The sequence below is a fragment of the Shimia sp. R9_2 genome (genome assembly GCF_017743735.1).
GTDB lineage: Bacteria > Pseudomonadota > Alphaproteobacteria > Rhodobacterales > Rhodobacteraceae > Shimia.
This window is the reverse complement of record NZ_JAGHRO010000002.1, coordinates 1-25,964: the sequence shown is the minus strand read 5'-3', so window position 1 is coordinate 25,964 and position 25,964 is coordinate 1. Positions and strand designations below refer to the sequence as shown.

Below are 25,964 nucleotides of genomic sequence, written 5' to 3'. Positions count from 1 at the left end.
TCAGCCCCCCAGGAATGACTTGCGGACTTCGTCATCCGCGAGAAGGTCTTTGCCGGTGCCGGTGTAGGCATTGCGGCCCTGAACCAGCACGTAGCCTTTGTCGGCGATTTCCAGCGCCTGGCGGGCGTTTTGCTCGACCATCAGGATTGGAATGCCGGTGCGGCTGACTTCGATGATGCGGTCAAACAGCTCGTCCATCACGATGGGCGACACGCCCGCGGTGGGTTCATCGAGCATCAGAACCTTGGGCTGGGTCATCAGCGCGCGGCCCACGGCCACCTGCTGACGCTGGCCGCCAGACAGCTCCCCGGCCGGTTGGTTGCGCTTCTCCTTGAGGATCGGGAACAGGTGATAGACCTGCTCGATGGTGCCGGAGAAATCATCAGTGCGGATGAAGGCCCCCATTTCAAGGTTCTCTTCCACGGTCATCGAGGTGAAAATATTGTTGGTCTGCGGCACAAAGCCCATGCCTTTGGCGACGCGCGCCTGCGGGGTCAGATCGGTGATATCTTCCCCATCCAGTCGCACCGAGCCTTGGCGTAGATTCAGCATGCCAAAGACAGCTTTCATGCCGGTGGATTTGCCCGCGCCGTTTGGCCCGACGATCACGGCAATTTCGCCCGGGTTCACAGCAATCGTGCAGTCATGCAAAATGTCCGGACCGTCCTTGCCATAGCCGCCGGTCATGCTGTCGCCGACCAGAAAGGCATTGGTCGTGTTCATCTCTTTCCCGGTGCCGACCGAGCTCACAAGCTCTCCGCCGCCTTTCGGGTTGGTGATCGAGGCGTCTTTGTTGCCACGATCGTCCTGATACGGGTTCCCCGTCATCCCATCACTCCTCGCTGAGCAAGCAGATAACACCGTCAATGCACCGTCGCTTTACCGCTGCAATACAGCCGCGATACCGATGCGATACCGACGTGTTATGCGCTCAGCTTTTCCTTGTTCTTGAGCCCGGTGCCGAGGTAGGCCTCGATCACCTGTTCATTGGCTTTGATCTCATCCAAAGTGCCTTCTGCGAGCACTTTGCCTTCTGCCATACAGATCACCGGGTCACAGAGACGGCCGATGAAATCCATGTCATGTTCGATGACGACAAAGGTGTAATTCCGTTCTTTGTTCAGGCGGATAATCGCGTCGCCGATGGTGTTGAGCAGGGTGCGGTTCACCCCGGCGCCCACCTCATCCAAAAAGACGATTTTGGCATCGACCATCATGGTGCGCCCGAGTTCCAGAAGCTTTTTCTGACCGCCGGAAACCTGACCCGCCTTATGGTCGGCAAGGTGTTCAATGGTAAGGAATTCAAGCACTTCGTCGGCTTTGGCGCGCAAGGCGCGTTCCTCATCCGCAATGCGTTTACGACCAAACCAAGTGTTCCACAGCGTTTCGCCAGATTGCCCGCCGGGCACCATCATCAGGTTCTCGCGACAGGACATGGAGCTGAATTCATGGGCGATCTGAAACGTGCGCAGCAGCCCTTTGTGAAACAGCTCATGTGGCGGCAGGCCGGTGATGTCTTCGCCCGCCATGGTCACACGACCGGATGTGGGTTGAAGGACTCCCGCGATGACGTTGAAAAGAGTGGTTTTTCCGGCGCCGTTGGGGCCGATCAACCCGGTAATCGAGCCAGGCTCGATCCGAAGGGTCGCACCGTCAACGGCATGAAACCCTCCAAAGTGTTTGTGAACGTCTTCTACGACGATCATGGCTTTTCCCCCGAATGCACAGTTCTGGCTGCGCCTTATATATGGAGAAACAGCCCGGGCAAGGCCGGGCTGTTTCTGTTTCAAGTCACGCTTTGTTTAGCGATACTTAGCTGTGGTGATCTCGCCGCCGTCAATGACGATCTGGCGGTAGTTGCCAGCCGATTCACCCGGGCCGATCAGCTCAACAGCGGATGCGCCCACATAGTCGACGTCCCCGCCGCCTGCGATAATGTCGAGCGCTTTGGCCAGTTCACCTGGGTAGATTTTCTCGCCAGGTGCGTTTGCAACTTCCATGACTTTCTCTTTGAAATCAGCGGATTCTGCAGAGCCAGCTGCCTGCATGGCCAGCATGATCAGCGCCGCAGCATCATAGCTTTCCGGAGAGAATGCGCCGGAAGAGTCAAACGCATCGCCTACGATCTTGCCGTAGTTGGCAGCGCCCGGGCTGTCGGTGCCTGGGAACTGACCGGTCGAGCCTTCGATTTCGTCACCGAAGTTGGCTTGAAGCTGGTCGCCGACCATGCCGTCAGGGAAGTGGAAGGTGTCAAATGCGCCCGTATCGATTGCGGCGCGCACGATGCCGGATCCACCGCCGTCAACGTAGCCAGCAACCACGAGACGCTCGCCACCGGCAGCGGCAAGAGCGCCAACCTCTGCGGAGTAATCCGCTTTCTGGTCTTCATGCGCTGCGCTGATGGTGATTGATCCACCTGCTGCTTCATAAGCGGAGGCAAATGCGTCTGCCAGGCCTTTGCCGTAGTCATTGTTTACATAAGAAACAGCAACTTCCTTGATGCCTTCTTCCATGAGAATTTCGGTCATCACAACGCCTTGGCGGGCGTCAGAAGGTGCGGTGCGGAAGAACAGGCCGTTGTCTTCGTTGTTGGCGTGGCTGAGGCCCGGGGAGGTTGCCGATGGCGAAATCATCACAACGCCGTTTGGCACCGCGACGTTTTGCAGGATCGCACCGGTGACGCCGGAGCAGTCCGCGCCCATGATCGCTTTGACGCCATCAGAGGTGATCAGACGCTCTGCCGCTGCAGTTGCCGCTGCTGCATCAATACATGTGGAGTCTGCACGCACAGCAGTTACGCTCGCGCCGTTCAGCAGCTTGCCGCTGTCATTCACTTCTTTGATCGCAAGTTCGGCGCCGTCACCCATTGCTGGGGTGATGGATTCCAGAGGTCCGGTGAAGCCCAGGATGACACCAATTTTGATGTCTTCTGCAGATGCAGCTCCGGCCAGCAATGCGCCTGCGGCGGAGGCCATAAGCAGCTTTTTCATGTTCTTACTCCCTAGTGATTTATTGTTATTCCGAATTGGAGCCTAAGCGCGCTAAAATCAAAAGGAAAGAGGCTGTTGACCAATTTTTCATCATTGGCGGGAGCTTTCACATAGCAAGCGGCTAGGCGCCGAATATTTGCATAATATCAGGGTGTTGCATGCGACTTTTGAGAATGATGATTTGTGTTTCACTGTTGGGTTTCAGCAGTTCTTTGACCGCGCAGAGCCTTCAAAGCTCTCAAGGTCGCATTGCCGTTGAAGCTGTGGTTGAAGATCTCAAGAACCCTTGGGGCTTTGCATTTCTTCCCGAGGACGGCCTATTGATCACCGAGCGTGGCGGTCGTTTGTGGCATGTTGCGGCGGATGGCAAACGCACTGAGGTTCGCGGTGTGCCTGAGGCGCATGTTCAGGGGCAGGGTGGGCTTCTGGATGTGGTTGTGGCGCGCAATTTTTCTCAATCAAGAGAGGTGTTTCTCAGTCTGGCTGTGCGGCAGAAGGGCGGGTCCGGCACCGCTGTATATCGGGGGATTTTGTCTGAAGACGGCACAAAGCTGACAGAGGCCAAAAGGATCTTTGAAATGGCTCCGGGCAGCAGCGGGGGGCGACATTTTGGTAGCCGTATTGTGGAAGCGACTGACGGGACCTTGTTTGTCACCATTGGCGAGCGCGGCGACCGGCCTGCGGCGCAAGACGTCACCGGTCACGAAGGAACGGTTATACGTATCGCGCGTACCGGCGGGGCGGTCGGGGATAATCCTTTCCAAAGCCAGGCCGGCGCTCAGCCTGAAATCTGGTCATTTGGCCATCGCAACCCTCAAGGCGCAACGCTGGACGCAGAGGGCCGTCTTTGGGTTGTTGAGCATGGCGCAAAGGGGGGCGATGAGGTGAACTTCATAAAAAAGGGCGCGAATTTTGGCTGGCCCGTTATCTCTTACGGCGCGCATTATTCAGGGGCGAAGATTGGTGTCGGGACAGAAAAGGCAGGTATGGAGCAACCTGCGTTTTATTGGGATCCCTCAATCGCGCCGTCTGGCCTGATGATCTACTCTGGGAAGCTGTGGCCGGAGTGGCGCGGGGATTTCTTTGTAGGGAGCCTGAAGTTTGACTACGTGAGTCGCCTGAGCGGGGCGCAATTGCGGGAAGTCGAGAAAATAAAAGGATCGGCGACCAAGCGTGTGCGCGATGTGCGAGAGGGACCAAATGGGGCCATCTGGTTCCTCTCAGATGATAAGGGCACGCTCTACCGAATGACGCCTGCCAACTAGCCGAAACGGCGCGGGACGGTTGTCTGGACTTTCCGTTAGACAGACAGCCGCGCGCTCTGGGAGCCGCGTTCGCGATAGGGCGTAGTCTCGTAGTGCGCCCGATAGCACTTTGAGAAATGGCTGGGTGAGGCGAAGCCACAGGCCAAAGCCACGTTGATGACGCTCATATCCGTCTGCATCAGCAGATTGCGGGCTTTCTGCAGGCGTAGTTCCATATAGTAGCGTTTGGGCGAGCGGTTAAGGTAGCGGCGGAACAAGCGCTCCAGCTGCCGCGTCGACATGCCAACTTCTTTTGCCAGCAGGGAGGGGCTGATCGGCTCCTCAATGTTGGCTTCCATCATCTGGATAACCATAGAGAGCTTGGGGTGGCGCACGCCAATTCGAGTTGGCACAGACAGGCGTTGCGTGTCCTGATCTGTCCGAATCGAGTTGTAGATCTGTTGATCTGCAACCCAGTTGGCCACTTCCTCACCCAGATCCTGCGCGATGATTTTCAGGAACAGGTCGATTGAGGCCGTGCCGCCAGCTGTGGTCATGCGATTGCCATCAGCTGTGAAGACCGCCTTGGAAAGTTCAATCTCCTCAAACTCTTCCGCGAAACTGTCCTGATTTTCCCAGTGAATGGTCGCACGCTTTCCGTCGAGCAACCCGGCCTTGGCCATAGTGTAGGAGGCTGTGCAAAGACCCACAATGGCGGGGCCACGGCGGGCTTCGCGCCGGAGCCAGTTCAGCAAACGCTTGGTTGTGGCCTGTTGAACATCAGCGCCGCCACACAACACAATCGTGTCATCGCGGTGCAACTCTTCCAGATCTGCGTCAAGTTTCAGTGACGTTCCGGTTGAGCAATTGGTGGTGTCACCACCTTCACCACATAGATTCCATGTGTAGTGCTCACGGCCCAGGCGGCGGTTGGCAAGCCGCAAGCAATCAATCGCAGATGCGAAAGAAAGCAGTGTGAAATTCTCAAGGAGTACAAAAACAAAGCGCCGTCCTTTGACGTCGTCAAGCTCAGAACCGATGGTCGAAGTCTTTGACATCGTTCCCTTTTCCCCGTGGTGAGGGCGCTTTCATAGCGCCTTGTTTGTTTGGATTTGACGGGGTCTTGGACGCGCCCGTCAAAGTCGGATATTTCATCTATGGCTCTATCACAAGAGCTTTTGTATAAGGTGCCTTTAACCTGTCTAATCGGAGTAAAGACAATGGCAGAATGGCAAAAATCTGACTGGCGCGCAAAGCCCAGAGTTCAGATGCCTGAATATACGGATGAAGCAGAGCTTAAGGCAGTTGAAGCCAAGCTGGCAAGCTATCCGCCGTTGGTCTTTGCCGGCGAAGCGCGCCGCCTGAAAGCACAGCTTGGGGCCGCTTCTCGCGGCGAGGCCTTTTTGTTGCAGGGGGGAGACTGCGCCGAGAGCTTTGAGCAGTTCAGCGCAGATGGCATTCGTGACACGTTCAAAGTGATGCTGCAGATGGCGATGGTGCTGACTTATGGTGCCAAGGTGCCGGTGGTCAAAGTGGGCCGTATGGCAGGGCAATTTGCCAAGCCGCGTTCCGCGCCAACAGAGACTGTGGATGGTGTTGAGCTGCCAAGCTACCGTGGTGACATCATCAATGATCTGGCCTTTACACCAGAATCGCGCATTCCAGCGCCCAGCAAGATGTTGCAGGCCTACACACAGGCGGCGGCAACGCTGAATCTGCTGCGTGCGTTCTCCACCGGTGGTTATGCGGATGTGCATCAGGTACACGCCTGGACGCTGGGCTTCACCGAAGGGGAGAAGGCAGAAAAATACCGCGATATGGCCAACCGTATCAGCGATACGCTGGACTTCATGAAGGCGGCAGGGGTGACCTCTGATCGTCTGCATACGCTGCAGACTGTGGATTTCTACACCAGCCATGAATCGCTGCTTCTGGAGTATGAAGAGGCGCTGACCCGTCTGGATTCGACTTCTGGCAAATGGCTTGCTGGTTCCGGCCACATGATCTGGATCGGCGACCGCACCCGCCAGCCTGACGGTGCCCACGTCGAGTTCGCTCGCGGCGTTCAGAACCCGATTGGCCTGAAGTGTGGTCCGACCACCACGGCGGACGACCTGAAAGTTCTGATGGAAAAGCTGAACCCGGAGAATGAAGCAGGCCGTTTGACGCTGATCGCGCGCTTTGGCGCAGGCAGCGTTGGGGATCATCTGCCACGTCTGGTCAAAGCAGTTCAGGAAGAGGGCGCCAATGTGCTTTGGACCTGTGACCCGATGCACGGCAACACCATCAAATCGGCGACCGGTTATAAGACGCGTCCGTTTGACAGCGTGCTGCGCGAAGTGCGTGAATTCTTCGGCGTGCATAAGGCCGAAGGCACCATCCCGGGTGGTGTGCATTTCGAGATGACCGGTCAGGACGTGACCGAGTGCACCGGTGGTGTGCGGGCCGTGACAGAGGAAGATCTCTCTGCACGCTATCACACCGCCTGTGACCCGCGCCTGAACGCCAGTCAGTCGCTTGAGCTTGCGTTCCTGGTGGCCGAAGAGCTGTCAAACAGAGACCGCCCACAGGCCGCAGAAGCTGTCTGATAAGGGTTTATTAGGACATCAAAAGAGCCGCGCAACTGCGCGGCTCTTTTTTGTTCAGAAATCCAAAAAATACATCATTTTGCCTCTTGCATCCTCCTGACAGTTAGAGGTAAACCCCGCTCCACAGAGAGACGATGACAACATCAACTCTTTGATGCGGAGAGGTGGCCGAGTGGTCGAAGGCGCACGCCTGGAAAGTGTGTAGGCGGGAAACCGTCTCCAGGGTTCGAATCCCTGTCTCTCCGCCATACATCCCCTGAGATAAATCAATGTAATTCAAGACGTTGCAGTGTTTGACGCGATTGGATGGCGTATTCGGGTTACTTTGCGATCTGACTTGTGGCTGCATTGTATCGCGCTTGCCCAGCGGTAGGGATCGCTTGCTCTACAGAGGAGCAGGCGGCGGTCTTGGTACCATGTCGGGGGGAACGTCAGTTAATTGACGGGTAGGGGATGAGCGCGGCCCGGATGGTGGGCAGCGCTCTTTTCTGGCTCGGCAAGCCGAAGTTAGTCCTTACGGGTTTGCGGCAGAATCATGTTCAGGAGGAGCCCGGCGACGCCAGCCAGACCGATTCCGGCAAGAGAGAAGCCTTCGCCAAACGACAGGGTCAAACCGCCGAGGCCGAGCACCAAGATTGTGGAGGCAATCACCATGTTGCGGGGATCGTGAAGGTCATCGCCGATCTTTGCGACCACACTCATGCCGACAACGGTCACCATACCAAAGAGCAGGATCATGATGCCGCCCATGACGGGCATCGGGATGGTGCCGAGAAGGCCGCCCAGCTTACCAACAAAGGACAGAGCAATTGCGAAGATTGCTGCCCAGGTCATGATCGCAGGATTGAACGCACGGGTCAGGGTAACGGCGCCTGTCACCTCGGAATAGGTGGTGTTGGGCGGGCCGCCCAGCAGGCCAGCGGCGGTTGTCGCCAGACCGTCGCCCAGCATGGTGTTCTGGATGCCCGGCTTCTTGAGGTAGTCTTTCTTGGTGACATTGCCGATGGCCAGAATGTCGCCGAAGTGTTCGATGGCCGGGGCGATTGCCACTGGTAGGATGAACAGAATGGCCGCCAGGTGGAACTCTGGGCGTACAAATTCCGGGATCGCGAACCAAGGCGCATCTGAAAGGCCTGCGGTGTTGATCAGGCTTTCGCCGGTGATCAGGCCAACCACAATCGCGGCGACGTAGCCTGCAACGATGCCTGCCAGGATGGGGACGATCTTCATGATGCCACGGCCCAGAATCGCGGTGAGCATGGTGGTGCCAAGTGCGATTGCTGCCAGCAGCATGGCGATGCCACGTGGCATGATCTGCGTGTCACCTGCGAGCCCTGTGGACATGTTGATCGCGACCGGCGCAAGCGACAGGCCGATGATCATGATCACCGGGCCAACCACGACCGGTGGCAGGTATTTGTGCAGAAAGCCGCTGCCCCAGATGCGGATGGCAAAACTGAGCATAACATAGAGCAGGCCTGCGGCGGCCAGACCGCCTGTGGTGGCTGCCAGACCCCACGTCTGTACACCGTAGATGATGGGCGCAATGAAGGCAAAAGAGGAGGCCAGAAATACCGGCACTTGCCCGCAGGTCACGATCTGAAAGATCAGAGTGCCAAGGCCGGCCGTGAACAGCGCGACGCTCGCATTGAGGCCTGTGAGGATTGGTACAAGGACCAAGGCTCCAAAAGCCACGAAGAGCATCTGTGCGCCTGCGAGCGCTTGTTGTAGCCCGAATTTATAGGCGGTTTCGGATGATGGGATGCCACCATCGCTGTCTTGTCGTGCAGACATTGTGCGTTTTGTCTCCATGCTGGTGAATGTCGGTATCGGTGCCTCTGCTGTTTGGCAGGGCAGTAAAGCGCGCGAAGAGCGTTCTTTATTAGGGATGTCTGATTGCCCAATCACGCAGATGCCGCAAGGCGAAAAGCTTACAAAAAGCTTAATTTTGCGACATGGGGCAGAGACCTTTCAGCGCAGGCTGAAGGTCAATTCTGTTTTGCTGTTTGGAACGGGCTGACAGTGTCAGGTGCTGGCGCGTCTGCGATCCCAGATGACATAGAGCATCGCTGCGAGGAAGAGGACGGCCATGGCGTACCATGTCAGAGCGTAGCTCAGGTGTGAGTTGCTGAACGTGAGACGGGTCATGCCGCCGCGCGGCCAGGCAGTTTCTGCGCCGCTGTGTTCAGCTGCCACATAGTAATCGAGGGTAGTGCGAAGCCCCACGGTCGTGGACATCACTGAAAGATCAGGCGAGACCCAGCGATCCTGGTCGGGCAAATTGCTTTCCAGCAAAGTCCCCTCGGGTTGGCTCGGGCGCACAAGGCCAACAATCTCTTGGGGGCCTTCCGGTAGCGACCAATCCGTATCTGCGGTTCCCGTCGGCACAAACCCGCGATTGATCCAAACCGCTGTGTCTGCTGAGCCCGCAATGAAGAGGGGGGTCATCATCCAATAGCCGGGGCCAAGATCGGTCACCGCCTTGATGAGGATGGATTTTGTATGATCGTAGGTGCCGGAAAGGTGTACCCGCAGATATTCTGGCGGGACACCTTCCATTGGCGCGGGGACAGGATCCCCATATGCGTAGGTTTCAACCCGCGTGATCAGGTCCAGCTTTTCGCCGAGTCTCCGAACCTGCCAATTGCCAAGCGCGACCATGGAAAGGAAGAGCGCAGAGGACAACAGCAGGATAGTGACATCGACCCAAAGAGGACGTTTCACGCGGGTTGAAGAGGCCGTCATGGCAGGTTTTTGATCCGTTCGATCTGATCGTGTGCTGGCATCATGTTCTCATGAAGATGCGCCATCACCCAGATCGAGCCGGCCATGATAATCACGACAAGCATCACGGTGAAGACAACCGACATGGCCTGCCAGCCGTCTTCTGCGCTGACGGTCAGGTGCAGGAAGTAGACCACATGCACAAGCATCTGGATCGCGCCGAGGCCGAAGATGATTGCGATCAGGGTCGGTACGTCGGTGACCGCGCCGCTCATCACGCAATAGAACGGGATGACCGTCAGGATCACCGAAAAGATGAAGCCTTTCAGATAGTCGCGATAGGCCTTGGCTGAGTCGTGTGTTTCAGCGCTCATAGCAGAACCCCTGTGAGATAGACGAATGAGAACACCCCGATCCAGATCAGGTCGAGGAAGTGCCAGAACAGGCTCAGGCACAGGATGCGGCGTTTGTTTTCATGGGTCAGGCCGTGGATCTGAACCTGCACCAGCAGAACAACCAGCCAGAGCGCGCCACAAGCTACGTGCACACCGTGGGTGCCCACAAGGAACCAGAACGCGGACAGGAAGGCCGAAGCACCCGGACCGGCACCGATGTGCCAGAGGTGCATGAATTCTTCGACCGACAGATACAGGAACGCCGCGCCAAAGATGCCTGTCACAAGCAACCAGAACATCATCATGTTCTTGTTGTTCTCGTGCATTTTGATCACGGAGAACCCGTAGGTGATCGAAGAGAGCAACAGCCAGGCAGTGGCCCAAGCGATCTTGTCGAGCTCAAAGAGATCCACAGGAGCGGGGCCAGCCGCATAGTTCTGGCCCACAACTGCATAGATCGCAAAGAGAATGCCAAAGATCAGGCAGTCGCTCATCAGGTAGATCCAGAAACCGAGCATTGTCCCGGTTTCGTGGTGGTGCTCTCCATCGTCATGATGGTGGTCATCATGGACGATGAATTCAAAGCCGCCTTCCGGCGTGTCAACGGTAGCTGAGGACATAAGATTTACTCCGCCGGGCTCATGGTTGCTGCCTTGCCGGTTTCGATCGCGCGGACCTCGTCGGCAGGGATGTAGTAATCACGGTTGTAGTTGAATGTGTGGCCGATGCCCCAGATGAGGGAGGCAAAGAAGGTCACAGCCGCCAACCACCAAACGTGCCAGATCAATGCGAAACCCATCACGGTCATGAAACCGGAGATGATGATCCCGCTTGAGGTGTAGTGCGGCATATGGATTGGCGTGAACCCTTCGGTGGGTTTCTGATAGCCATTGTCCTTCATGTGCTGCCATGCATCCAGCGCGTGGACCCGCAGGTTGAACGCGAAGTTGTAGTATGGCGGAGGCGAAGTGGTTGCCCATTCCAAAGAGCGGCCGCCCCATGGATCGCCATCAACCTTCAGCTCTTCACGTTTCAGGATGCTGACGCCGATCTGAACGATGAAGGCCAGAAGACCCACAGCAATCATCAGTGCACCCACAAGAGCCACGATGAAGTAGACGCTGTAGAAGGTGTCCTCAAACTGGCTCAGGCGTCGTGTCACACCCATCAGGCCCATGATGTAGAGTGGCATGAAAGCAAACCAGAAGCCGACAACCCAGCCCCAGAAGCTGACTTTGCCCCAGAATGGGTCCAGCTTGAAGCCAAAGGCTTTGGGCCACCAGTAGTTGATGCCCGCAAAGATGCCGAACACCACGCCGCCAATGATCACATTGTGGAAGTGTGCCACCAAGAACAGCGAGTTGTGCAAGACGTAGTCCGCTGGCGGAATGGCCAGAAGCACGCCTGTCAGGCCGCCGATCACAAAGGTTAGCATGAACGCAATGGTCCACATCATTGGCAGCTCAAAGCTGATGCGGCCTTTATACATGGTGAACAGCCAGTTGAAGAGCTTCGCGCCCGTCGGGATCGAGATGATCATGGTTGTGATCCCGAAGAAGGAGTTCACATTTGCACCGGCCCCCATGGTGAAGAAGTGGTGCAGCCAAACGATGTAGCTCAGGATCATGATCACGCAGGTGGCGTAAACCATGGATGCATAACCAAAGAGACGTTTCTTTGTGAAGGTCGGCACAATCTCGGAGAAGATGCCAAAGACCGGCAGCGTGAGGATGTAAACCTCTGGGTGACCCCAGATCCAGATCAGGTTCACATACATCATGGGGCTGCCGCCCATTTCATTGGTGAAAAAGTGGGTGCCAAGGTAACGGTCTGCGGTCAGCAGCGCGAGGGTGGCTGTCAGCACAGGGAAGGTGGCCACGATCAGAACGTTGGTGCAGAGCGTGGTCCATGTGAAGACAGGCATCTTCATCCAGGTCATGCCCGGTGCGCGCATTTTCACGATGGTCACAACCAGGTTGATCCCGGAAAGCGTCGTACCGATACCTGCGATGTTGAGGGACCAGAGATAGTAGTCCATGCCAACGCCCGGGCTAAACGTCAGACCCGAGAGGGGTGGGTAGGCCAACCAGCCGGTTGCCGCAAATTCGCCCACAAACAGCGAGATCATGATCAGCACCGCGCCAGACACCGTCAGCCAGAAGCTGAAGTTGTTGAGGAACGGGAAAGCCACGTCGCGCGCGCCGATCTGCAGAGGCATCACATAGTTCATGAAGCCTGTGACAAACGGCATTGCCACGAAGAAGATCATGATCACGCCGTGAACGGTGAAGACCTGATCATAGTGATAGGCGGGCAAAAAGCCGACATATCCAGAAGAGGCTAAGGCCTGATGCAAGCGCATAAGCAAGGCATCGGCAAAGCCACGCACCAACATGATGGTGCCAAGGATCATATACATGATCCCGATTTTCTTGTGGTCAATCGAAGTGAACCACTCGTTCCAGAGATAGCCCCAGAGACGGAAGTAGGTGATGGCACCGAACACGGCCAACCCGAGAAGACAGGTGCCAATGAAGGTGCCAAAGATGATTGGATCGTAGAACGGGAAGATGTCCCATCCCAACTTGCCCCAGAACCAGTGGGCAGAGTTGACGATATCTGTGCCGTGCTCGACGGCTGCGGTTGGGCTCGCCATGTATCAGTTCGCCTGTACTGTAGAGGAAGGAAGCAGAGTGGAGTCACTCAGCATTGCGTTGATGATCTCGTCGCGACGTTCGGCCAGATCTGGGCGCAGGATGTCAAACAGACCCTGCGGATCGTCCGCCGCGCACAGACCGCGGAAGAGCTCACGGTTATAAAGCCCTTCGATGCCGCCGCCGCCAAGCGCGTCAGCCATCATCATGTCATTGAGGCAGAGGTCGTCCTCGCCTGCGCACATGTTCAGGATTTTATCCCAGATGCCGGCTTCGACCGAGGAGTAATAGGTGACAGGGTGATCGGTGCTTTGTGGCTCAAGCGCGACATAGGCATCCTGATCCAGTGCCTGAGGGGCCTCGCGGACCTTTTCGACCCACGCATCAAAGTCAGATTCGTCCAGTGCGCGGAAGTCAAAGCGCATGTGAGAGAAGCCGTTGCCGCTGTAGTTGGCGGAGAAGCCTTCGAACTCGCCCGGGGCGTTGATCACCGCGTTCAGTTCGGTCTCCATGCCGCCCATGGCATAGATCATGCCGGCCATTTCAGGGATGTAGAACGCGTTCATCACCGTCGCAGAGGTAATTTTCCACTCCACGGGACGGTCAACGATGGCGGCTGCTTCGTTCACGGTCGCAATGCCGTATTCCGGATAAATGAACAGCCATTTCCAATCCAGTGCGACCACTTGCACTTCGAGAGGCTCCACACTTGGATCGATTGGCTTTTCAGCAGAAATCCGTTTCAGATCGTCATAGGGCTCAAGACGGTGTGTCGCGACCCAGGTCAGACCAGCAAGGCAGATGATGATGGCCAGCGGCACAGACCAAACAACAACCTCAAGACTGACGGAGTGATCCCAGTCAGGTTCGTAAGTAGCCTCTTCGTTGGAGGCCCGGTATTTCACGGCGAAAAAGACTGTCAGCGCCATGACTGGCACAATCACGATCAGCATAAGCACGGTTGCGTAGATGATCAGGTCGCCCTGTTGCGCAGCGATGTCGCCGGCCGGACTAAGGACTGTGAGTTGGCACCCTGATAATAACAACAACGGGAGCACGAACAAACCAACGCGTTTCAGCAGCATGGCATTCTTCTTTTCGTATCTGGATATTTTTAACTGGGTTTAACGGCGATCAGGCGCCGTTCGCACCTTGCCGGGGGCGAATATCGCCAGTACGCTTCAGTTGCAAGATGCTGCGCTGCGTCAAATTTGCCGAAGCAGGGCGGTTGAGGCGTCTTTGATCCTTTGAGGAGAGGATCAGAGGTGAATTCACCAGACGGGAGGCTGAAAAATATGGCAATAACTGAAGCAACTGCACAACAAAACGTCACACTCGACGATGTTGTCATCACCGTGGTGATGGCACGGGTGACGGATTTTTTCGGATTTTTTGTCTACGCCATCGCTTCAGCCCTCGTTTTTCCAGCGGTTTTCTTTCCTCATCTGGATCCGCTTAGTGGAACTTTGTGGTCTTTCGCATTGTTTTCACTTGCTTTTGTCGCAAGGCCGATCGCCAGTATGTTCGCGCGACGCATTCAGACCAAGATCGGGAGGCCCGGAAAGATAACTCTGGCACTCATGATTCTTGGGTCGTCGACGGTGGCCATCGGATTGCTGCCAAGTTACCAGAATTGGGGCATAGCTGCACCCATCATGTTGGGCGTTCTGAGATTTGTGCAGGGGCTGGGACTCGGCGGCGCTTGGGACGGCATCACGTTACAGCTGAAGTCGGCGGCACCGGAGGGCCGGGAAGGGCGCTATAGCATGGTGCCTCAGCTTGGTGGGCCTATCGGATTCTGCGTTGCAGCGGCGCTTTTCTATGTGTTGACTGGCTTTTTGACGGAAGAGGAATTCCTGACATATGGTTGGCGTTTTGCCTTCTTTGCGGTGATGGCTGTGAATGTGGTTTCTCTTTTCGCGCGTCTGCGGTTGCTGACGACCGACTTTGGCAGTGACGACGAAACGCTACTCAAATCGGCACCGCTTCCGGATCTTCTGAAAAACGAGTGGCGGACGATCATTTTGTCGGCACTTCTGCCACTTGCAAGCTATGCCCTGTTCCACTTGGTCACAGTCTTCCCGCTCAGCTATGCGCTGCTGTTTTCTGGCAGAGACATCACCGATATTCTGCTGCTGCAGCTGTTGGGCGGCGCATTGGCGATTGGCTCGGTCATCGTGTCAGGCATTTTGAGCGATTTGTTCTCGCGCCGTGTTGTGCTGTTCATCAGCAGCGTTCTGATGGTGTTGCTCAGTCTCAGCTTTGTGACACTGGAAACCGTTCCGTCCATCTACATTCTCTTCGGCTTTGTTGTGCTTGGCCTGTCTTACGGGCAATCCAGCTCCATCGTGCCGAACCGCTTTAAGGAAGAGTATCAATATTCCGGATCGGCCATGGCGACGAATTTGTCCTGGTTGGCTGGCGCGGCATTAGCGCCTCTCACAGGATTGTTCCTGGCGTCCCGTTTTGGGCTTTGGGCGGCCGCGATCTACCTGCTGTCTGGCGTCGCCGTGACGTTGCTCGCGCTATACCTGCTGCGTGAGGGCGACAAAAAACGCGCGCTGGGTCAGCGCGCCTGATCGACTAAATTACTCTGGCTGGCGGTGCCATCGGTTTTCTAAACCTTGGCATCGCCAGTTGGTCATCGATAGATCGTGGGCGAATACAACGGCCGTCTTTGTAGCCGATCAGCCCCTTACGAGCGCTTAAGACCGCTGACTTACAGAAGTATTTGCCAAAACTCTCAGGCTCTTGCTTAATCAGAACATGTTTGTTCGGTTTATTGAGTCCGTTGCCTTTGCACGGATTGTGGCGTTGGGGTTGATCATTTTTGCGCTGTTTGTCCGCATTGCTGACCCAATCCCGGTTCAGCTTGTGCGCAACCTCACCTTTGATGCCTACCAACGTATTCTACCGCGTGTACCGGAAGATCTTCCTGTAGCGATTATCGATATCGACGATGCCAGCATCGCTGAAATTGGTCAATGGCCTTGGCCACGGACGCGGTTTGCCGAAATGATCGACAAGCTGACCGAGTTCGGCGCGGTCGCGATAGCATTTGACGTCATTTTTGCCGAACCCGACCGTCTCTCTCCGCAGGCTATTGCTTTGGACAACAGCGCATTACCGCAGCAGGTTTCTCAGGCGCTGTCACGGCTTCCCGACAATGACGATGTATTGGCAGCGTCTTTCGAGCGAGCCCGCGTGATTGTGGGGCAAACAAGCATTCGAAGCGCATTCCATCGTTCGATCCCCAATGAACAAATTCCGGATGTGCCACATGCCATGATGGGGCCGTCTCCTGTGGGGTTCATTCTGGAGCTGCCTGATCTCGTGCAAAATTTGCCGGTGCTTGAGGACGCCGCTTCCGGCAGAGGAATGTTTAGTATTCGACCGGATCCAGACGGGGTCTATCGCAATTTGCCGATGGTTATGAACGCACAGGGACATCTACGCCTTGCTCTTGCGCCAGAGATGTTGCGGGTCGCCACTGGTGGGGCGCCTTTTGTGCTGAGATCAAACGAGGCAGGTGTTGATGGGGTCGTGCTTGCGCGTCAGTTTATACAGACTGCAGCTGATGGCACTGTCAGGCCGTATTTAACGCGATCTCTTCAAGAGCGATTTATCCCAGCTTCAGATGTGTTGAACGGAAAGCTTAGGCCAGATCAGGTGGCCGGTAAGCTGCTGTTTTTTGGCACGTCAGCGGTGGGATTGGGCGACTATCGGGCGACACCCTTTGGCGTGGCTGTCCCCGGTGTGGAGCTTCACGCGCAGTTGCTGGAAAACCTGCTTACCGGCTCGCTCTTGCAAAGACCCAACTATGCGATCTCTGCTGAACTGGCGGTTACGCTTCTTCTGTGTTTGTTGTTTGTGATCGTCACCCCAATCATGAATGCGGGGTTTCTAGCAGTTTCCTCCGTGGCCATGCTAACATCTTTTGGATGGGGCTCTTTCCTGCTGTTTCAAAACGAAAAAATCCTTTTGGACGCGAGTTTCCCGATCGTGTCTGCCCTAGCCACGATCATCTTTATGTCGACGACAAACTATATGCGCGAAGAGAAGCGTCGCCGCGATATCCGGAGTGCGTTTGGGCATTATGTTTCCGAAGATCTGGTGAACGCATTGAGCGACAACCCGGATGGCTTGCAGCTAGGCGGGGAAACAAGAGAGCTGACGCTTTTGTTCAGCGACGTGCGAGGGTTCACGCCCATTGCAGAGAGTTTCCGCGACAATCCTGCAGGCCTGACACGGTTGATGAATACGTTTCTTAATCTCCAGTCCAACGCCATCCTGAATGAAAAGGGGACGATTGATAAATTCATGGGCGATGCGGTGATGGCCTTCTGGAATGCCCCGCTCAGCCACGAGGATCACGCGCGCGCGGCCTGTCGAGCCGCGTTGTTGATGCGCGACGGCGTGGAAGCTCTCAACATCAAGAGGCAAAAAGAAGCAAAAGCTGCCGGTGCTGAGTTTCTCGAAATCCGGTTTGGGATCGGGATCGCAACAGGGTCCTGCATGGTGGGCAACATGGGGTCGGACACGCGGTTTGACTACACCGCCATGGGGGATCCGGTGAATTTGGCGTCACGTCTTGAAGGCCAATCAAGCACATACGGCAAGACAGTCATCGTGGCTGCAGAGACTGAGCGTTTGGTCCGAGATGATTTTGCCTTGTTGGAAGTCGATTTTGTGCGGTTGAAGGGCAAGCAGCAGGCTGAGCATATCTTTGCCCTATTAGGCGACGCAAAGTTACTCAGAGAAGCGATGTTCGCAAAAATTCGGCAGACCAATGCAGAGATGCTTGAGGCGTATCGTTCGCGCGACTGGGCGCGGGCCAAGGAAATGCTAGAAGCTCTCAAACCGCTGGTGGCCGACTTCGATACCAGGCTCAACACACACCTGATGAACTATTCTACACGGATTGAAGATTTTGAACGCGCACCTCCACCGAAGGGTTGGGACGGCGTCCATGATGCAACGACGAAGTAGAGTACTTAGGAGTTGGCGCAGCGCGGTATGCCGATTTCGATGAGCTCCGCCCCGGTTTTTTCTTCATGTTCAGCAATGCGATAGCGAGCGGAACTGATGTACCAGTCACGCAGATCATTTGGGTAGAAACTGGCAATCACTCGAGAGGCGCGTTCGAACATCTCAGGTTTGAGTGGTGCGCCGCTTCTGCTGGGGCCATGGAAACCAAATCGGGTATCTGGCGAAACACAGACATCGGGCAACCCCAACAACATCGTGCAGGTTGAGTGACAGACTTCGCCACGAATTTCGACGGGGGTTTGTGTGGTTACCAAATTTCGCAGCTGGTGAATGCGATCCGTAAGGAGGCCGCCGCGATCATTGTGAATGATGAGTGGACGGTCAGCCGGGGCTTTTGGCATAGCCGCTAAACCGATGCTGGCCAAAGGTAGCGATGCAATTTGCAGCATGCAGAAGGTAGTAAGCGCCCAACGATGGCCGCTCAAGCGCCGATTTTTCAAGATCCACTCCGTCGCAGAGCCGGCCCATCCTGCCGGTCAACTGCCCCACAAAATAGGAGGGTAGAGTGGAAATGAGGTTAACTCATGACGCCAACGCGAAGCTTTTGCGTCTCTGGAGCGAGATGGCCTTTAGGTGTTTGTTGCGGCTCCTTCGACCGAGACATCCTGATCAACGGCGACAATTGCCAGAATTCCGGCACCTCCGTCGTACTGGTAGACGTCCAAGGTGCGACCTTCGCCATCAGAAATTGAAGAGCCTTTGCTGAACCCCTCATCATCAAAGGTAAGCCTATCCCCGGCTTCGCCCAAGACCGTAATGCTTTCCATGGCGTCGCTACCAAAGAAGCCTTCAAGTAGGGAATCTGCTGTGTCTGAGAGGTCCATGACGTTTTCCAGTGACAGGGTGATGTCATCCGCACCGGCGTTTTCAAAGTTGAGCACTTCGATATCGCGGTAGTGGTCGCGCACATTGAATGCGGAGAAATCGAAGCTGCCGGAGCTTGACTGCATGAGGGTATCGCGACCTTCGCCACCCTCAGTCCAGTCTTCTGCAAAATCCGAACGGATCAGCAGGTCATCTCCATTGCGTCCGCGCAACTCGCTGAAACCATCGTCCAGCGCAGTGAGCTGGTCATCGAAATCGGATCCTCGGACAACTTCGATGTTCTGAAGGCTGTGATTGAAAATGCGCCCGTCCCAAGTGCCGGTCGCAGATCCCTCTTGGAGATCGACGGTAACGCCACTATCGACACCGCTGCGGTCATAACGAATTTGATCGACCCCGCCGAGGCCGTCAGCGATGTCCGTGCCGGTGCCGAGAATGAAGCGATCATTGTACTCGCTGCCAACCAAATTGTCGTCGCCATCTTCAGTGCGCAGTTCAATTAGGGTGTTTGTCAGATCACCAGCGGCGTTTATGATATGAGCTTCGCCAGTGGTGGAAGACATGCTGCCGGACGCACCCAGATGTATCTGGCTGAGATCAGCACTCACATCGCCCGAGTAGATGCTTGCACGCACCAGACCATTGCCGCCAGTAAGGTTCAGCGTGTCTGTGCCTCCGCTGGCTCCAAAGCTAATCCAGTTAAACTCGGTGCTGTTCAGCGTAACATTGAAGGTATCGTTGCCGATTGTCCCCTGGAAGCTGAGGCCCCAATCAGCGAATTGAGGGTCGACGAGTGTGTCGATGCCTGCAGCGCCCTTGTCTACGGAGCCTGTGTTGTTCTGTAGATCCAAATTCAGAGTGACTGATGTAGTCGAGAGATCGCTGTAGTCAACTTCATACCAGCTGTTGTCCGTAGCATGGGTAAAGCGAAGGATATCGTTGCCTTCCGACCCGTAGATGAAGTCGCCTTCGTCGTTGTTCCCGAGAAGATTGATGTCGTCGTCGCCAATTGTGCCAAAAATCTCATCATCGCGACCAGTGGTGCCAATGATGTAGTTTGCTTGATTGGCCATATTCGCCACAATCTGGTTCGCATTCGCCAAAGTAGTGCTGCCTAGGTCAACACCAAAGAAGTTGCCAGATCCATCGTCAAAATCAAACCGCACGCGAGTATCGCCGTCAAACACATACTCGCTGATGGTGAAGGGCAGGGCGGCAATGGAGGTGTCCCATTGCAACATGTCTGTGGTTGGATCAAAGCCGTCAATATAGTCGTTTCCGGCTGAGAAGATGATCAGATTGTTTCCTTCATAGACGTTGTAGTAGTCATCGCCGCCGCCTCCGATCAGGACACTGACGCCTCCCGTCGTGGAAAGCTCATCATTTTCAGCGCCCCCGATGAGAATGTCATCACCATCGCGGCCATCCATACGGTTGCCTAGATTGTTTGCGACCAAGATATCGTCAAAATTTGTCCCGCGGATTTGCTCAAAGTTCACGAGCGTATGTGTGAAAGCCTGATTATCCCAGACACCCGTTGCGACACCTGTTGCCAGATTGACAGTGACACCCTGTTCGACTCCGTTGCGATCGTATCGTATTGTGTCCCACCCACCGCGCGCATCTGCGAAATCATTGCCCGCGCCCAGAATAAAGCGGTTGTCAAAATCTGTCCCATAGACGGTGTCGTTGCCGTTTCGGGTGCGCACATCAAGCCGTGAGTTTGAAAAATCTCCGCTGTAGTTGATGGTCACACTTTCGTCTGGGCCTTCAGAGAAGAAGCCTGTCACCAAGTCGCCAGTTACGTCGTCGTTGCCGCTGCCTAGGTCGACGCGGAACAGACCGGTGCCCGCGGTGAGATTGATGACGTCGTGACCGCTCCGATGAGAGATGCCGAGCCATGTATTCTCAACGGGATCTTGTCTGATGTTGAAGAGATCATCCCCATCGCTGCCAACGATAAACAGCCCATCACCCGCCGCAGCAAGAGCGATATCTTCGAGCGTATCGACCCCCGCCACACCTTTGTCGACGGTGTTGATGCCTCTGCTCATATCCAGATCAACGGTGATGCCAACCGCGCCCAGATATTCGTATATAAGATCGGTGAACGTCTCATTGGTACTTGCGGAGTAGTTGTAGGTGTCGTTGCCGGCGCTTGCGTAGATGAACTCGCCTTCCCGATCGTTGCCGCCAATTGAAATGGTGTCGTCTTCAGGTGAGCCAAAGTAATCTGCACGACCAAAGGTTCCGACGGTATTGACCGGAGTAAAGGTCATGCCTGCCAAAATCTGATACATGCCTTCGAGCGAGACTCCATCAAGTGTGAGCTCAAATTCATTTTCGAGCCGGTCGTCAAAATCATCATCAAAACGGAAAGAATGTCCTGGCCCACTTGATCTGCTGACAATTTCCAATGTGCCGATGTAGGTGATTGGCGCTCCTGCAAATTGCAGCGTGTCTTCGGTGACGTCAAAATCACCGACATAGTCATACCCACCGTTATAGGTAAGGCTGTCTGCGCCGGCTTCGAGACGAAAGCCCTCATCGTTCACTGAGCCAATGATTGTGTCGCCTTCTTCGGTGCCGCGGACGCTCTCAATGGAGGTGAACGTATCCGTGTCGCCAAACGGGTCAATGGCGATGCCGGTTTGCAGGTTTACTGTAACGGCTCCTGTACCGCCGCGATTTATATCCCAGCGATAGTTGAGCTCGTCTTCGCCATCGCCTCCATTGATGGTGTCGTCCCCGCCAAACGGTTGATATCCTTCAGATTGGTGGTCTGAGCCGTTGAAAATATCGGCGTCTGATGTGCCGCCAAAGTAATGTGTATAGGTGAATGTGTCGTTCACAACACCGGCGTTGTTTGAGACAACGGTGCCGGAGCCGTTCGCACCAACATTCACAACAACTCCGCCGCTTCCTTCGACGTCATCATAGCTGATGTCGATGCCGTCCCCTTGCTCCCAAAGCTCTTGGTGGCCGATGATCGTGTTGTTGCCAGCACCGGGTTGAATGTAGTCACCCCAAAACTGGTTCTCTATGCTGCCGCCCGACGCATCGAGCAGATCATCGCCATCGCCGCCGCGCATGTTTTCCCGGCCACCACCGCCAATGATGGTATCGTCTCCACCACCACCGCGTAAGGTAAAGCCTTCATTGGGCGCGCCATATGACTCCGCACCCACAAAATAGTCATTCTCATCCGTAGCGCGCAGCCAGTTTGCGTAGGTGAAAGTATCGTTCACAACACCGACGTTATTGGAGATGACAGTTCCTGAGCCTTCAAGGCCAAGCGTGACTTGCAGCCCGCCTGTGCCTGTCAGGTTCCAGTAACCGATTTCGATGCCTTCACCTGCTTCCCAATGCGCTTGGTGACCGATGATCGTGTCGCTACCGCTCCATGGCTCGATGAGATCGCCGTAGCCCTGCGTTTCAGTCGTGCCCGCAGATGAATCAAAGAGTTCATCGCCTTCCCACCCCCAGAGTGTATCTCTTCCAGAGCCGCCTATAAGTGTGTTGTTGCCTGCGTGGCCTTGTAGGTGGCTGCCCGATTCTGAAGCAGTGAGGTAGTCCGCAAAATCTGATCCTCGGACACGTTCGAAATTGCTGAGCGTATGCGTAAACGCTTGTCCGTCCCAGATGCCGGTCGCAATGCCAGTCGCGAGGTTTACTGTTACGCCTTCGAATATATCAAAGCGGTTGTATTGGATGCTATCAAATCCGCCGCGCCCGTCGGCAATGTCCGTTCCGGGACCGAGAATAATGGAGTCTCGTCCTTCGCTGCCAACCACGTTGTCGTCGCCAGCATGCGTCCGAAGGTTTAGCGTCACATCAGATATGTCGCCCAGAAAGTTGATCGTGGTCGAATCCGTGCCCCAAGAAACCGTACCTGCGCCGAGGTCAGCGATGACGTTTTCACCGTCTTCGCCAGCATTGACACGCAGCCAACCCGTCCCTCCAAACAGATTGACCGTGTCATCACCACCTGAGTCAAAAACGCCAATCCATGCGAAGTCGGTATCGCTCAGTGTGACGTTGAATGTGTCGTCATTCGACGTACCATAAATGCCAAAGGCCCAACGCGCGACCTGAGACAGGTCGACAAGCGTGTCCGTGCCACCTGAAGATTTCAGGATCGTGTTTGTCGCTGCGTTGGCATCAAGATTGGCGGTTATGGAGCCGAAATCGAGAGCTTCTGCGTTGTAACGCAACTCCTGATAAGCCTCTGGGGCATTATTTGAATAGATATAAGTATCGTCGCCAAACGACGCGAAGGTAATCTTAGCGTCCCCATCTACAGTGGTGTGCTCGATCGTATCGTTGAGATCTGTGCCATAGAAATACTCTACATTCAGAAGGTCTGAGACTTCCGCCAACGTCACTCCGAACAACACAATGCTTGATGTGGTGCCGGCCCCGTCATCAAATGCCAGAAGTGTTCCGGTATCAACGCCATCGTCATAGGCTGCGGTTGTGAGGCTATCAAAGTTTGCCAGGGCGAAGCCGCCAAAGACAAGTGCGTCCTCATCAGGGTTGAAATCTCCGACCACGTCAAAGCCAGCCGTATAGACCAAGATGTCTTCGCCTGCGCCAAGTTCCGTGAAGTCGTCGCCACCTCCCGTTTGAACGGTGTCGTTGCCGTCACCGGCGAAGGTTACGAAGCCTCCATCTCCGGTGATCACGACGTCGTTGTACTCTGTTGCAAGGACACTCTCAAAACCTGCAAGAGAGTCCGTGTCCCCAAAGAGGTCGATTGCGAAGCCCAGTGCGATATTGATCGTCACCCCGACGGTGCGGATAGTATACCTGCTGTCCAGATCATAAGAGACTTGGTCAAAACCGCCTGCGCCACCTCTCAGAGTGTCATTTCCAGCCAGGCCGAGCGCACGACTAAAGTCGGCATTATCTGCAAGCTGAATGCTGTCTGAGAATTGTGAGCCACGGACAAATTCAATGCCGCTAATTAGGTCCAAAGTACCGTCAGATTTCTCGGCAGAACCTGCGTTTAGGTTTACGTCGACGGCACCCGATGCATTGGCATAAGAAATTTGGTCAAGCTCGCCTGCGCCGCCGTCAAAGCTGTTGTTTCCGTCGGTGTCATAGAAAAAGTCATTTCCGGAGCCGCCAAAATATTGGTCATCTCCCAAGCCAAAGTCGGCCTCATCATCCCCACCATTGCCAAAGAAGATATCGTTGGATGTATTGTCTTCATTAACGTCGATCCAATCTTCCTGATCAGACCCATTGTATACCCAAGGAAATTCCCCAAAGAACGCATCTAAAGGCGCGTTATCGATCACACCACCGACGACGCTGTTGTTCAAAGCGGTTACGAATTCAGCCACGGTCAGGTTAAAGCCTGTCCCGGTCAGAAAATCCGGGTCCGTCGGTGTGCCGATTTCTACCCCGGTGATGATCCCGGTAGCACCGTCGTAGTCGAGGTCTGAGCCGATAAAGGCAAAGGTACGTCCATCATCTGCGGTAAACCGGATTTCTGATGATGAATTTACGCTAGGTGCGCGGACCGATGCGACACCCGAGTTGACCTCAAAAAAGGCCGCGTCGGGCATGTCTCCAAAATAGAGGTCAAAGCCCGGGGGCTGGGATAAAAATGTGGTGGTGGATCCGGCCACATTCACCGTCAACTCGTTCGTGGGCTGCGAAATGCTCACCACCCGGTTGGTGCTTCCACTGTCGTTGCCGTTTGCATCAAGCGATGTGATGCTGATCTGAACGCTGTTTGCATCCGGAATATCGGCAGGCTGAAACACCTGAGAGAACCGGCCATCTGCCCCTACATCCGCGGTGGCGACCGTGCCGCCAAAGTCGATGGTCACCGAGCCGTTTGGATCAGCCGTCCCTGAAATTGTGATCGGGGAAAGCTGTTCTTGAACATCGATGAAATCGTCGCCGGTCACAGCATCAAGCACAACCGCATCCGCAACGGGGTCAACGTTGAGCGTGACGGTTGCGGTGTTTGTTTCTCCGTTTCCGTCGTTGATCTGGTAGGCGAAGCTGTCGTTGCCGTTGAAGTTTGCGTCGGGCGTATAGGTAAAGCTGCCGTCATCATCCAGGGTGAGGGTGCCGTTTGAGACATCGCTGGTCAGGGTGACGCTGATCGGGTCGCCATCGGGGTCGCTGTCGTTGGCCAGAAGGCCCTGGGCTGCGTCTATGGCGAGGGGGGTGTCTTCTGTCAGGCTGTAGTTGTCATCGGTGGCCACGGGGGGCAGGTTGACGAGCGCCACGGCGAGGGTGACGGAGGCGGTATCGCTGCCGCCATTGCCGTCTTCCACGGCGTAGGTGAAACTGTCGGTGCCCGAAAACCCCGGATCAGGTGTGTAGGTAAGCTGGCCATCGGCCTCAATCACCACGGAGCCATTGGCCGGGGTGCCCACATCCGAGACGGTTAGCGGATCGCCATCCGGATCGCTGTCATTGCCCAGCACGTCAAAGGTCACGGCCAGGTCTTCATCGGTTGCGGCGCTGTCATCTTGTGCCACTGGCGCGTCATTGATGGGCGCAACAAGCACAACCACGGTTGCGGTGTCGGTGGCGCCGTTGCTGTCGGCCACGGTGTAGGTGAAGCTGTCATTGCCGTTGAAGTTTGCATCCGGCGTGTAGGTGAGCTGGCCGTTGGCCTCAATCACCACGGTGCCGTTGGCGGGATCAGAGACGCTGGTGACAGATAGCGCGTCGCCTTCCACATCCGCATCATTGCTGAGCACATCAAATGTGAGCGCAAAATCCTCATTGGTGTTGACGCTGTCATCTGCGGTGGCGGGGGCATCATTGACTGCGGCGACCGTGATGGTGATGGTGCCGGTGTCCTGCCCGCCATTGCCGTCATCAATGGTGTAGCTGAAGCTGTCACTCCCGGAAAAATCCGCATCGGGCGTGTAGAGATAGCCTTCGCCGTCCAGCGTGACGGTGCCGTTTGCCGGTGCGCCGATGGCCGCGATAGAGAGCGGGTCGCCATCGGCGTCGCTGTCATTGGCAAAGAAGGGAATATAGACGGAGGCGTCTTCGTTGGTTGTGATGGCGGTGTAGTCCCCGGCCACCGGCGCGGTGTTGGCATTCACGGCGACGGTCACGGTGCCGGTGTCGAGGCCGCCTGCGCCATCTGACAGCGTGTAGGTGAAGCTTGCCTGGCCTGAGAAGGTGGCATCCGGCGTGAAGGTGATGGTGTCGCCAGCCAGCGCCACAGTGCCACCCACGGGCGCATCCACCGACAGGACGGAGAGTGTCTGGGTCAGCTCCGGGTCACCATCGGTGTCATTGGCCAGCAGCGTGGCCACGTCGATGGAGATCGGGGTGTTGAAGGCGGTGGAGAGCCCGCCGTCATCAGTGGCCACCGGCGCGTCGTTGACGGGGTCAACGTTGAGCGTGACGGTTGCGGTGTTTGTTTCTCCGTTTCCGTCGTTGATCTGGTAGGCGAAGCTGTCGTTGCCGTTGAAGTTTGCGTCGGGCGTATAGGTAAAGCTGCCGTCATCAT

17 protein-coding genes and 1 tRNA gene are annotated in these 25,964 nt (G+C 55.7%); 6 read left to right on the top strand and 12 right to left on the bottom strand.

Translation table 11 applies throughout. The annotated features are described in order from the left end of the window. The 3 genes from J7400_RS04665 to J7400_RS04655 all read right to left on the bottom strand — a co-directional run bounded on the left by J7400_RS04665 (position 1) and on the right by J7400_RS04655 (position 2,990). Positions 1 to 828 (bottom strand): ABC transporter ATP-binding protein, encoded by an 828-nt coding sequence (locus J7400_RS04665; protein WP_209060296.1) that lies wholly within the window; start codon positions 826 to 828, stop codon positions 1 to 3. 95 nt (positions 829 to 923) lie between these two features. After that, a complete protein-coding gene (locus J7400_RS04660; protein WP_209060294.1) occupies positions 924 to 1,706 on the bottom strand; it encodes an ABC transporter ATP-binding protein in 783 nt (260 codons plus the stop codon). 96 nt (positions 1,707 to 1,802) lie between these two features. After that, positions 1,803 to 2,990: an ABC transporter substrate-binding protein gene (locus tag J7400_RS04655; protein WP_209060293.1), complete on the bottom strand. Its 1,188-nt coding sequence runs from the start codon at positions 2,988 to 2,990 to the stop codon at positions 1,803 to 1,805. A 158-nt stretch (positions 2,991 to 3,148) separates the two neighbouring features. On the opposite strand from J7400_RS04655, the gene J7400_RS04650 reads away from it, so the two are divergent. Further along, entirely contained in the window at positions 3,149 to 4,255 is a 1,107-nt protein-coding gene (locus J7400_RS04650) for a PQQ-dependent sugar dehydrogenase (RefSeq protein WP_247738632.1), read from the top strand. Positions 4,256 to 4,290: 35 nt separating this feature from the next. On the opposite strand, the gene J7400_RS04645 is transcribed toward J7400_RS04650, so the two are convergent. Further along, entirely contained in the window at positions 4,291 to 5,292 is a 1,002-nt protein-coding gene (locus tag J7400_RS04645; RefSeq protein WP_209060285.1) for a GlxA family transcriptional regulator, read from the bottom strand. 162 nt (positions 5,293 to 5,454) lie between these two features. On the opposite strand from J7400_RS04645, the gene J7400_RS04640 reads away from it, so the two are divergent. Beyond that, a complete protein-coding gene (locus J7400_RS04640) occupies positions 5,455 to 6,822 on the top strand; it encodes a 3-deoxy-7-phosphoheptulonate synthase class II (protein WP_209060283.1) in 1,368 nt (455 codons plus the stop codon). Between the two features lie 158 nt (positions 6,823 to 6,980). Next, positions 6,981 to 7,070 (top strand) — tRNA-Ser (locus J7400_RS04635). A gap of 259 nt (positions 7,071 to 7,329) precedes the next feature. On the opposite strand, the gene J7400_RS04630 is transcribed toward J7400_RS04635, so the two are convergent. After that, positions 7,330 to 8,616 carry a uracil-xanthine permease family protein gene (locus tag J7400_RS04630; RefSeq protein ID WP_209060282.1) on the bottom strand — a complete coding sequence of 429 codons (1,287 nt, stop codon included), beginning with the start codon at positions 8,614 to 8,616 and terminating at the stop codon, positions 7,330 to 7,332. A gap of 1 nt (position 8,617) precedes the next feature. Between J7400_RS04630 and J7400_RS04625 the strand changes: the two genes are divergently transcribed. Further along, positions 8,618 to 8,842, top strand: a complete 225-nt coding sequence (locus J7400_RS04625; RefSeq protein WP_209060280.1) for a hypothetical protein — start codon at positions 8,618 to 8,620, stop codon at positions 8,840 to 8,842. A 5-nt stretch (positions 8,843 to 8,847) separates the two neighbouring features. Here the strand turns inward: J7400_RS04625 and J7400_RS04620 are convergent, their stop codons facing one another. Genes J7400_RS04620 through cyoA form a run of 5 tightly spaced genes read right to left on the bottom strand, consistent with a single transcriptional unit; the run spans position 8,848 to position 13,680 of the window. Further along, positions 8,848 to 9,567: an SURF1 family cytochrome oxidase biogenesis protein gene (locus J7400_RS04620; RefSeq protein WP_209060278.1), complete on the bottom strand. Its 720-nt coding sequence runs from the start codon at positions 9,565 to 9,567 to the stop codon at positions 8,848 to 8,850. Next, positions 9,564 to 9,920, bottom strand: coding sequence for a cytochrome o ubiquinol oxidase subunit IV (gene cyoD, locus J7400_RS04615; protein ID WP_209060277.1), 357 nt, complete (start codon positions 9,918 to 9,920; stop codon positions 9,564 to 9,566). The genes J7400_RS04620 and cyoD overlap by 4 nt, the downstream gene beginning before the upstream one ends. Beyond that, positions 9,917 to 10,561, bottom strand: a complete 645-nt coding sequence (gene cyoC, locus J7400_RS04610; RefSeq protein ID WP_209060276.1) for a cytochrome o ubiquinol oxidase subunit III — start codon at positions 10,559 to 10,561, stop codon at positions 9,917 to 9,919. Before cyoC ends, cyoD begins: the two co-directional genes overlap by 4 nt. 5 nt (positions 10,562 to 10,566) lie before the next feature. After that, positions 10,567 to 12,597 carry a cytochrome o ubiquinol oxidase subunit I gene (gene cyoB, locus J7400_RS04605; RefSeq protein ID WP_209060275.1) on the bottom strand — a complete coding sequence of 677 codons (2,031 nt, stop codon included), beginning with the start codon at positions 12,595 to 12,597 and terminating at the stop codon, positions 10,567 to 10,569. A 3-nt stretch (positions 12,598 to 12,600) separates the two neighbouring features. Further along, positions 12,601 to 13,680 carry a ubiquinol oxidase subunit II gene (gene cyoA, locus J7400_RS04600; protein WP_209060274.1) on the bottom strand — a complete coding sequence of 360 codons (1,080 nt, stop codon included), beginning with the start codon at positions 13,678 to 13,680 and terminating at the stop codon, positions 12,601 to 12,603. Between the two features lie 180 nt (positions 13,681 to 13,860). On the opposite strand from cyoA, the gene J7400_RS04595 reads away from it, so the two are divergent. Then, positions 13,861 to 15,174, top strand: a complete 1,314-nt coding sequence (locus tag J7400_RS04595) for an MFS transporter (protein ID WP_209060273.1) — start codon at positions 13,861 to 13,863, stop codon at positions 15,172 to 15,174. A gap of 187 nt (positions 15,175 to 15,361) precedes the next feature. Continuing rightward, the gene (locus tag J7400_RS04590) at positions 15,362 to 17,584 is read left to right on the top strand and encodes an adenylate/guanylate cyclase domain-containing protein (protein WP_209060270.1); all 2,223 of its coding nucleotides are present in this window, start codon (positions 15,362 to 15,364) and stop codon (positions 17,582 to 17,584) included. Positions 17,585 to 17,589: 5 nt separating this feature from the next. On the opposite strand, the gene J7400_RS04585 is transcribed toward J7400_RS04590, so the two are convergent. Together J7400_RS04585 and J7400_RS04580 are read right to left on the bottom strand one after the other, a co-directional pair. Further along, positions 17,590 to 18,084, bottom strand: a complete 495-nt coding sequence (locus J7400_RS04585; RefSeq protein WP_209060268.1) for a hypothetical protein — start codon at positions 18,082 to 18,084, stop codon at positions 17,590 to 17,592. 129 nt (positions 18,085 to 18,213) lie between these two features. Continuing rightward, positions 18,214 to 25,964: tandem-95 repeat protein (locus tag J7400_RS04580; RefSeq protein ID WP_209060266.1), on the bottom strand; the 7,751-nt coding region annotated here is incomplete at its 5' end.

What these genes read in the sequence shown, in the direction of transcription:
- J7400_RS04630 (WP_209060282.1), bottom strand. Translation starts at nt 8,616, where the DNA reads ATGTCTGCACGACAAGACAGCGATGGTGGCATCCCATCATCCGAAACC.
- J7400_RS04660 (WP_209060294.1), bottom strand. Translation starts at nt 1,706, where the DNA reads ATGATCGTCGTAGAAGACGTTCACAAACACTTTGGAGGGTTTCATGCC.
- J7400_RS04645 (WP_209060285.1), bottom strand. Translation starts at nt 5,292, where the DNA reads ATGTCAAAGACTTCGACCATCGGTTCTGAGCTTGACGACGTCAAAGGA.
- cyoB (WP_209060275.1), bottom strand. Translation starts at nt 12,597, where the DNA reads ATGGCGAGCCCAACCGCAGCCGTCGAGCACGGCACAGATATCGTCAAC.
- J7400_RS04665 (WP_209060296.1), bottom strand. Translation starts at nt 828, where the DNA reads ATGACGGGGAACCCGTATCAGGACGATCGTGGCAACAAAGACGCCTCG.
- J7400_RS04650 (WP_247738632.1), top strand. Translation starts at nt 3,149, where the DNA reads ATGCGACTTTTGAGAATGATGATTTGTGTTTCACTGTTGGGTTTCAGC.
- J7400_RS04620 (WP_209060278.1), bottom strand. Translation starts at nt 9,567, where the DNA reads ATGACGGCCTCTTCAACCCGCGTGAAACGTCCTCTTTGGGTCGATGTC.
- J7400_RS04655 (WP_209060293.1), bottom strand. Translation starts at nt 2,990, where the DNA reads ATGAAAAAGCTGCTTATGGCCTCCGCCGCAGGCGCATTGCTGGCCGGA.
- J7400_RS04590 (WP_209060270.1), top strand. Translation starts at nt 15,362, where the DNA reads ATGTTTGTTCGGTTTATTGAGTCCGTTGCCTTTGCACGGATTGTGGCG.
- cyoC (WP_209060276.1), bottom strand. Translation starts at nt 10,561, where the DNA reads ATGTCCTCAGCTACCGTTGACACGCCGGAAGGCGGCTTTGAATTCATC.
- cyoA (WP_209060274.1), bottom strand. Translation starts at nt 13,680, where the DNA reads ATGCTGCTGAAACGCGTTGGTTTGTTCGTGCTCCCGTTGTTGTTATTA.
- cyoD (WP_209060277.1), bottom strand. Translation starts at nt 9,920, where the DNA reads ATGAGCGCTGAAACACACGACTCAGCCAAGGCCTATCGCGACTATCTG.
- J7400_RS04640 (WP_209060283.1), top strand. Translation starts at nt 5,455, where the DNA reads ATGGCAGAATGGCAAAAATCTGACTGGCGCGCAAAGCCCAGAGTTCAG.